The following is an 8,244-nucleotide window of genomic DNA, read 5'->3' as shown; positions in this document are numbered from 1 at the left end:
CTACCCCCGCACCCGAGACCCCCCCCCACACCCGTCTTTTTAAAATCCCCCCCCCCCCCCCCCGGGGGCCCGCCCCCCCCCCCCCCCCCCCGCCGGGGGGGGGGGGGCCCCCCGGCCCCCCCCCCCCCACCGCCTTCCACCCGTCGGCAGCGGCGGACCACCGGGCGGGGTGGTGCGCCTGCCGAACGGTCAGCCGCTCTGCGCGCCGGCCGTCAGCAGGCCGGCCGACTTCCGGTAGGTATCCGGGGTGTGGCCGGTCTGCCCGGCCCTCCGGCCCTGCCGCGCGCGCCGTGCGGCAGGGCCTCGGGGCGGGGGGGTCAGCTCAGGGTGCGGACTGCGGCGGCGTCGTAAGGGTGCAGGTCGGCGAAGCGGCCGGCGAGGACCTTCGCGGCCCACTGCGGGTCCTGGAGGAGGGCGCGGCCGACGGCGACCAGGTCGAACTCGTCGCGCTCCAGCCGGTCGAGCAGGTTGTCGATGCCCTGGACCGGGGCGCCCTCGCCCATGAAGGCGCGGACGAAGTCGCCGTCGAGGCCGACCGAGCCGACGGTGATGGCGGTGCGGCCGGTGAGCTTCCTGGTCCAGCCGGCCAGGTTGAGGTCGGAGCCGTCGAACTCGGGGATCCAGTAGCGGCGGGTCGAGGCGTGGAAGGCGTCGACGCCGGCCTCCGCGAGCGGGGTGAGGATCGCTTCCAGTTCCTGCGGGGTCTCGGCGAGGCGGGCGTCGTAGTTCTCCGCCTTCCACTGCGAGTAGCGGAAGATCACCGGGAACTCGGGGGAGACGGCCTCGCGCACCGCGGCGACGACCTCGGCCGTGAACTTCGTCCGGGCGACCGGGTCGCCGCCGTAGGCGTCGGTACGGCGGTTGGTGCCCGCCCACAGGAACTGGTCGAGCAGGTAGCCGTGCGCGCCGTGCAGCTCGACGCCGTCGAAGCCGATCCGTTCGGCGGCCGCGGCGGCCTCGGCGAACGCGCCGATGACGGCGTCCAGGTCGGTCCGGGTCATCGCCCGCCCGGTGCCCTCGGTGCCGTCCAGCCGGATGCCGGACGGGCCGACGGCGGGGGCGTCGGCGAACGGCGGGTCGCCCTGCTTGCGCACCATGCCGATGTGCCAGAGCTGCGGCACGATGGTGCCGCCCGCCGCGTGGACGTCCTGCGCGACGCGGGCCCACCCGGCCAGCTGTTCCTCGCCGTGGAAGCGCGGGATGTCGTCGCTCTGGCCGGCGGACTCGTGGCCGACGTACGTTCCCTCGGTGACGATCAGGCCGACGCCCGCGGCGGCGCGGCGGGCGTAGTACCCGCGCACGTCCTCGCCGGGCACGCCGCCCGGGGAGAACTGGCGCGTCATCGGCGCCATCACGATGCGGTTGGGCACGGTCAGCCCGTTGATCGTGACGGGCCGGGACAGGATCTCGGCCGCGCGGGAGGCGAAGGGGTCGGCGGCCGCAGCGGGCTCGGTGACGGTCATGGGGATTCCTCGCGGGTAAGGGGTGGTGTGCGCCGGGACGAAAACGGTTGCCCGTGCCAACCACCTCGGCGGCCCCCGCATTTCGCCGACCGCGCGAACCCCCCTGTGATCCGCGCCACTCCCCCGAGGTGGGGCGGCTTCGGCAAACCGACATCACGCATCGACGTTCAGTGGCGAGGGAGTCTCGAAGTCCCTTCGGATTTCAGGCCGGTGGGCTACGCTGTCCGGCTATGACGACCGGGACGGCCTTGCGCCGCACACGGATCGGTGACCCGGCGCTCCTCTGAGCGCCGTACGGGCCGGGGCGGGCCCGCTGTTCGATCGAGGATCCTGCGCTGCCGCGCGAGCCCCGCCTCCGTCGTGTTGACCACAGGCTCGACACATCGACCACGACAGGAGAACGCATGCCCACGAAGACGTTGCAGATTCCCACCGCGGACGGCCAGGCCGACGCTTTCGCCGCCTTCCCCGACGACGGCGAGCGGCACCCCGGGGTGCTGATGTACGCGGACGCCTTCGGCATCCGGCCCGTGCTGCGGGAGATGGCCTGCGAACTGGCCGGGCACGGGTACTACGTGCTCGTCCCCAACTACTTCTACCGGCACGGCCCGACACCGCTGCTCGACCTTCCCGAGCACATCGGGGGAGAGGCCCGGTCCGCGCTCATCGCCCAGGTGATGCCCTTGATCCAGGCGCACACCGCCGAACGCGTCCTGAGCGACGCCGACGCCTACCTCGGGTTCCTCACCGCCCAGCCCGAGGTCCGCCCCGGACCGGTCGCGGTGACCGGGTACTGCATCGGCGGCCTCCTGGCGGTGCGCACCGCCGCGGCCCACCCCGGCCAGGTGGCCGCCCTCGCCGGATTCCACGGCCCCGTGGGCGTCGCCGGGCCCGACAACCTGCACCGCCTCACCGCCGAGGTCCACTTCGGCCACGCCGAAACCGACCTGACGCCCGAGGCTCTCGGCGAGCTCAACCAGGTCCTCGATGCCGCGGGTGTCGGCTACACCTCCGAGATCTACCCCGGCACCGTCCACGGCTTCACCATGGCCGACACCGACGCCTTCAACCCCGCCGCACTGCAACGCCATTGGGAGCGCCTGCTCCCCCTCCTCGGCCGCACCCTGAAGCCGACCGCCCGGTAGGACGCTCGGCGCCGACAGGGCCAACCCCTCCCTCCCGGCTCAGGCCAAGCCGGGAGGGAGGGGCGGAGGGGCGGAGGGGCGGAGGGGCGCGGGAGACGCCGGGGGTAGCGGGCGCCCCGGGGCTCGGGTGGGACGAGCCGGGGCTGTTCAGGCCGAGTGGGAAGGCGTCTCCTTCATGCCGTCGACGATCGCGCGCGCCGTGATGGCATGGGTGAAGACGACCGTGCCGGGCGTGATCAGGTCGTGGTCGCCGGATGTGCCCTCGACCTGGACCGTGCGCTCGCCGAGGAAGGTGAACGACGCACTGTCGAAGATCCACTCGGTGCGCTGGCCGGTCTTCTCCTCGAACCGGGCCACCGCGACCCCGTGGCGGCCGACGGCGTCGACCGCGTCGTCCACCTGGACCACGCCGGGGATCTTGGCGGCGGCCCTGTAGAGCGCGGCGGAGAGCTGGGCGGACGGGTAGCTCTCGATGAGCAGATCGCCGAGGGTGGTGAACGCCTCCGCGTCCGGGCCGGGGCCGTGGCCCGCCGTCTCCGTGTAGATCTTCTTCAGCAGGGCGTCGGGGTCGGTGGGGAGGGCGGCCAGGTAGTCGTAGGACGGCGCGTTGAGGTACGGCTCGACCTTCGAGTCCAGGGAGATGCCGTCCTTGTTCTGCTGGTCGATCAGCCAACCCCGCCGGCCGTCCGGCGACGTCCAGGTCCGGCGCGTGTTCAGTGCGTCGCTGACCACCGAGCTCTTGCCGTCGACCGTCCGCACATAGCTGCCGGCGACCTTCGACTCGATGTAGACGAACTGGCCCGCCCTCGCCGGCGGGGCTGCGGTCTCCTGGGCGGCCAGCGAAATCCGGTCGAGCAGCTGGACGACCCCGTGCGCGTCGGCGGCGCCGACGGTGGTGGTCAGGGCGGGGCCGGTGCCCGAGGTGGCGGCCTGGTCCGGGCCGCCGCTCAGGCTCAGGCCGGCTCCGACCAGGACGGCGCCCGTCAGGACGCATGCCGCCACCGGCAGGAGGATCGCGCGGCGCAGGAACGGGTTGCGCGGCTTGGGGGTGCTGATTCGGGCGGGGCCGGAGACGGCGTTGTCGAGGTCTTCGTGGATCCGGGCCATCAGGCTCTCCTTGTGGAACTCGTGGCGGCCCGTCGGAAGATCCCGCGCCACGACCGGCAGGAGCCCATCGGTCTCCGGCCACTCAGCCGGGTGCGGCTGGGAGGGGCTGGCGTTCATCGGTTTCCTTCCGGTACGGGCCGGACCGCTGTCGCGCGGTCCCCAGTTATCTGTCGAGTCCGGCGGGCGGGTTCCCGTCTGTCCGCCGTCAGTTCCGCCTGTGCGAGCTTGCGCAGCCTGGTACGGGCGCGGGACAGGCGGGAGCGGACGGTCCCGAGGGGGATGCCGAGGGCCTCGGCGGCCTCGGCATAATCCAGGCCCTCCCACAGACACAGGATCAGGACCTCGCGTTCGGGACGGCGCAACGAGCCCATGGCGGCCATCGTGGCGGCGATCCGGCGCCGGTCGTCCACCCGGCCGGCCACGTCCTCGGCATGGTCGGGTATTTCCACCACCGAAGGCCCCGTCGCGGCGAGCGCTGCGGCCGCGGCGCGGTAGCGCCGGTTGCTGCGGCAGTGGTTGCGGGCGAGGTTCGTCGCGATGCCCAGCAACCACGGCCGCAGCGACCCGCCCTCGGCGGCCACCCTGCCGCGCAACCGCCAGGCCTCCATGAACGTCGCCGACATGACGTCCTCGGCGGCCGACCAGTCCGCGGTGAGACGGAAGGCGTGGTTGTAGACGGATCGGGCATGGAGGTCGAACAACTCCCCGAAGACGTTCGGGTCCCCGGCCCGTACCCGGGTTCGCATATCTGTGATCACTCCTATGGGCTGTCCGGCACCCGGGAGCGAGTTCCCGTGACCTGCGTCACCCGGTCAGTCGTGGTCGGCGGCGAAGGGTCCCTCGTCGACGAAGCGGCGCAGGAGGCGGGCGAAGTCCCGGGCGTCGGCCTGCGGCCAGGTGGCGAGCGAGTCCTCGATGCCGGCGGCGAGCCGCTGCCGGGTGGCCGCGATGACGGCGTGACCGTCATCGGTGAGGGCGAGCAGGGTGGCGCGGCCGTCGGCGGGGTCGGGGCGGCGTTGGAGCAGGCCGGCCTGTTCGAGGCGGTCGGCGCGGCGGGTGACGGTGGTGCGGTCGAGTCCGATCTCGCGGCCGAGGTCGGCGGCGCTGTACGGGCCGGTGCGGGCCAGGCCGCTGAGGACCGGGTAGGTGAGGTCGTCGACGGCCTCCCCCAGCCCCTCGGTCAGGCGGGTGTAGAGGCGGGCCCGGGTGCTGCGCCGTAGGAGCAGCCCGAGGGCGTCGGCGATGTCGTGTCCTGTCTCGTGCTTCACCCCTCCAGAATAACGTGCTTCGCACACGCTTTTCCCGTACCCCCGCCGGCCGGGCTCGCAGAGTGGCATCCGCTGCCGCAGGCGGCGGAACTCGGCGACCGCGGGGTGCGCCGCACCCGCCGGCAGGACCTCGCGCTGGTCGACCACTGGCGCCGCCACCTGGAACACCCCGAGGCCTACCTGCGCCACATCATCGACTGAACCTCTCCGGGCGGTGCCGTCGTGCGCGCTCGGCGGGCGGTCGTCACCGTGAATACGGCCGAATGGTTGGCACGCCGTGCGAATCACCTGGGCCACGACCACCCGCCCCCGGAGGCCCGGAACCCGGTGTCCACGGGGCGCGTCCTCCATGTCGGTCGGCGTGCCGTAGGGTGCCGCGCCGACAGGCACGGCCGACGGCCGGGGGACGGCGGGCACGACAGGGACGGGAGCACGGGACGATGGACGACCGGACGCAGCAGGGCGACAGACCCGGCGGGAGCGGCACGCAGCCCGCCGCTCCCGCGCCCGCCCTCCTTCCACCGGCGCCCGAGGACGCGCGCGCCTGGGAACTCCCGGACTACCTCCACGGACGCGAGCTCGGCGCCGGCGCCAGCGGCCGCGTCGTGCTCGCCCACCACCGGGAGACCGGCACCCCGGTCGCGATCAAGTACCTCCACGACCGCGTCGGCACGCCCGCGCTGCGCGCCGAGGCCGAGGTCCTCGCCCGGATCGACTCCCCGCACATCACCCGGCTCTACGAGTACGTGGAGGGGGCGCAGGGCTCGGCCATCGTGATGGAGCTGGTGGACGGCATCGCCCTGCGCGACCTGCTGCGGGCGGAGGGCGCCACCACCGCGCAGGCGGCCCTGGTGGTGCTGAAGGGCTCCCTGCTGGGCCTGGCCGCCGCCCACGAGGCCGGTGTGGTGCACCGCGACTACAAGCCCGCCAACGTGCTCGTCGACGCGGCCGGCACCTCGAAGCTGGTCGACTTCGGCATCGCGGTGCCCAGCGGCGACGAGCGCGACGTCTCCGGCACCCCCGCCTACATGCCGCCCGAGCAGTGGGCGGGCCGTCCGGCGTCCCCGGCCGGGGACGTCTACGCCGCCACCGTCACGTTCTTCGAGTGCCTCACCGGTGCCCGCCCCTTCGACGGCGCCACGATCGCCGAACTCGCCGTCCAGCACGCCGAGGCACCGATCCCCGCCGACCAGGCGCCCGACCTCGTCCGGCCGCTGATCCTGGCGGGTCTGGCCAAGGATCCCGGGGCCCGCCCCGACAGCGCCGCCGCGTTCGTCCGCGAGCTGGAGGCGGTGGCGACGACCGGTTACGGGCCGGACTGGGAGGAACGGGGCCGCCTCGACCTCCTCGCCCTGCTCGCCCTGCTCGCGGCGCTGCTGCCCGGCGCCGGCGCGGCCGGCGGCGTCACCTCGCTGGCCCACACCTCCCTGGGCTCCCAGACCTCCCTGGGTTCCCGGACCGCGCTCGGCCCCCAGGGTTCCGGCTCCGTACCCGGCGCCGCCCGGGCCCAGGGCGTGCTGCGCCGGGTCCCGGCCCGCCCCGGCGTGCTCCTGCGCAACCGTGGCAAGGCCCTCACCGGGGTCGCGGCCGGCGCCCTCACCCTGGCCACGCTGGCCGGCCTGGCGGTCGCGGGGGCCACCGACGGCGGTGCCCGGACGGTCGTCGGCGCCGCCTCCCCCCAGGCGACCACCAGCCTCGGCCCGCAGCAGCCGACGGACGGCGCCTCCCCCGCCCCGAGCGACAGCGAAACCGTCATGGCAAGCCCGACGGCTTCGCCCACGGCCAGCCCCGGCACGCCCAGTGGCACGCCCAGCGGCACCCCGACCGCGGCGCCGACCGCCGCGCCGACCGCCAAGGCGCCCACAGCACCGGCCCCGCCCGCCCCCGGCCGCCCGCCGACACCGTCCACCCCCGCCGTACCGGCCCCCACCACGGCCGCGCCGACCCCCGTCACCGCCCCGCCGAACCCGAGCCCGACTCCGACTCCGACGGTCGCGCCCGCCACCCTGGCGGTCGACTCTGTCAGCCTGAACTCCCTGACCTGCAGCGGCCGTTGGAGCCTGACCGCGACGGTCACGGTGACGGCCCACGGCGCCGGCAGCGGGACGCTGACGCTCAGCTGGTACCACAGCTCGGGCGGCCGCGCGGTCACCGTCGCGACCGACACCGTGGCGGTCCAGAACGGCACCGCCACCATCACCCGCGCGCACGACTTCGGCTCGGCCGACACCTTCCCCACCTGGGGCGTGCGCGTCACCACCACGCCGGCGGCGGCCAAGCCGGGCCAGACATCCGCCGAGACGGCCGCCTTCCTCTGCAACCCGCCCCGCTGACGTCCCTTCACCGCCGCCCGTACGGGCCCGTTCCCCTGCGAGAAGTCATGCCTGAGCCCCGCCCCGACTCCGCCCCCGACCCGGGCGCGGAACACACCATCGCTCTCGGCGCGCGCCCGGCCACCGGCAGCGGTGCGGACGTCGGAGTCGGCACGGGCCCGGACGCGGGCGAGACGACCGTGCGGCTGCCCCGGGAGGCCGAAGCGCGGGCCGAGGCCGAGGACGAGGAAGAGGCGGCGAACGCGACCTTCCTCGACCCCCGCGTCTGGCGCAGCACGCCGCCGAGCGGGGAAACCATCACCCTCACCGACCCCGCGCGGGCCGGAGAGAGCACCACCCCGGCCGAGGTCCAGGACGCCGAAGCAGAGCCAGCCGTCTCCGCCGCACCGCAGGAACGGCCCCTCGCCCCAGGGGAGTTGCGCCGCTTCGGTCCCGGCGTCCCCCCGCGGGCCGCCGCCGCGTGGCACGGCCGCGCGACGCCGGAGGCCGGGCCGCCGCGGCGCGCCCGCCGGGTGTGGCGGTGGCTGGCACCGCTGGTCGTCGCCCTCCTGGCCCTCGCGGCCTTCCTCTTCTGGCGCCACCTGCGCGGCCCGGCGCTGGCCGTCACCGGCGTCACCGTGACCGTCGACCCGGCGAGCCCCGGCTGCGCGGGCACCGCAGTGGCCACCGCCGTGGTGGAGTCCAACGGCGGCTCCGGCGCCCTGCGCTACCGCTGGCTGCGCAGCGACGGCACCGCCTCGGACGAGATCGTCCAGGACGTCCGCTCCGGCGCGCACCACACCGACCTGGTGCTGCACTGGAGCTTCGAGGGCCAGGGCTCACTCCAGGCCACCGCCACCCTGGAACTCCTCACCCCGACCCCCCGCACCGCCGCCGCCTCCTTCAGCTACCACTGCCCCTGAGCCCTGCCCCGAGCCCTCGGGGCTTC

General features: G+C 74.8%; 7 protein-coding genes. 3 read left to right on the top strand and 4 right to left on the bottom strand.

The window, feature by feature from the left end:
• Positions 1-317: 317 nt before the first annotated feature.
• Complete coding sequence (locus ACZ51D_RS19855) at positions 318-1,463, bottom strand: NADH:flavin oxidoreductase (RefSeq protein WP_465663075.1); 1,146 nt, start codon at positions 1,461-1,463, stop codon at positions 318-320.
• 404 nt (positions 1,464-1,867) lie between these two features.
• Here ACZ51D_RS19855 and ACZ51D_RS19850 point away from each other — a divergent pair, with 404 nt between their 5' ends.
• Positions 1,868-2,608, top strand: coding sequence for a dienelactone hydrolase family protein (locus ACZ51D_RS19850; RefSeq protein ID WP_465622537.1), 741 nt, complete (start codon positions 1,868-1,870; stop codon positions 2,606-2,608).
• A 147-nt stretch (positions 2,609-2,755) separates the two neighbouring features.
• Here ACZ51D_RS19850 and ACZ51D_RS19845 read toward each other — a convergent pair whose 3' ends face one another.
• From ACZ51D_RS19845 to ACZ51D_RS19835, 3 genes are all read right to left on the bottom strand, one after another.
• Entirely contained in the window at positions 2,756-3,832 is a 1,077-nt protein-coding gene (locus ACZ51D_RS19845; protein ID WP_465622539.1) for a CU044_5270 family protein, read from the bottom strand.
• Positions 3,829-4,461 (bottom strand): RNA polymerase sigma factor, encoded by a 633-nt coding sequence (locus ACZ51D_RS19840; RefSeq protein ID WP_465663073.1) that lies wholly within the window; start codon positions 4,459-4,461, stop codon positions 3,829-3,831. Before ACZ51D_RS19840 ends, ACZ51D_RS19845 begins: the two co-directional genes overlap by 4 nt.
• A 66-nt stretch (positions 4,462-4,527) precedes the next feature.
• Positions 4,528-4,983 (bottom strand): MarR family winged helix-turn-helix transcriptional regulator, encoded by a 456-nt coding sequence (locus ACZ51D_RS19835; protein WP_465622540.1) that lies wholly within the window; start codon positions 4,981-4,983, stop codon positions 4,528-4,530.
• A 440-nt stretch (positions 4,984-5,423) separates the two neighbouring features.
• On the opposite strand from ACZ51D_RS19835, the gene ACZ51D_RS19830 reads away from it, so the two are divergent.
• A complete protein-coding gene (locus tag ACZ51D_RS19830; RefSeq protein WP_465663071.1) occupies positions 5,424-7,316 on the top strand; it encodes a serine/threonine-protein kinase in 1,893 nt (630 codons plus the stop codon).
• Positions 7,317-7,363: 47 nt separating this feature from the next.
• Positions 7,364-8,218 carry a hypothetical protein gene (locus tag ACZ51D_RS19825; RefSeq protein WP_465622542.1) on the top strand — a complete coding sequence of 285 codons (855 nt, stop codon included), beginning with the start codon at positions 7,364-7,366 and terminating at the stop codon, positions 8,216-8,218.
• The last annotated feature ends 26 nt before the right edge of the window (positions 8,219-8,244 follow it).

This window comes from Kitasatospora sp. NPDC033851 (assembly GCF_055576085.1).
This window is presented reverse-complemented; position numbering and strand designations above follow the sequence as displayed.

What these genes read in the sequence shown, in the direction of transcription:
- ACZ51D_RS19830 (WP_465663071.1), top strand. Translation starts at nt 5,424, where the DNA reads ATGGACGACCGGACGCAGCAGGGCGACAGACCCGGCGGGAGCGGCACG.
- ACZ51D_RS19855 (WP_465663075.1), bottom strand. Translation starts at nt 1,463, where the DNA reads ATGACCGTCACCGAGCCCGCTGCGGCCGCCGACCCCTTCGCCTCCCGC.
- ACZ51D_RS19845 (WP_465622539.1), bottom strand. Translation starts at nt 3,832, where the DNA reads ATGAACGCCAGCCCCTCCCAGCCGCACCCGGCTGAGTGGCCGGAGACC.
- ACZ51D_RS19825 (WP_465622542.1), top strand. Translation starts at nt 7,364, where the DNA reads ATGCCTGAGCCCCGCCCCGACTCCGCCCCCGACCCGGGCGCGGAACAC.
- ACZ51D_RS19850 (WP_465622537.1), top strand. Translation starts at nt 1,868, where the DNA reads ATGCCCACGAAGACGTTGCAGATTCCCACCGCGGACGGCCAGGCCGAC.
- ACZ51D_RS19840 (WP_465663073.1), bottom strand. Translation starts at nt 4,461, where the DNA reads ATGCGAACCCGGGTACGGGCCGGGGACCCGAACGTCTTCGGGGAGTTG.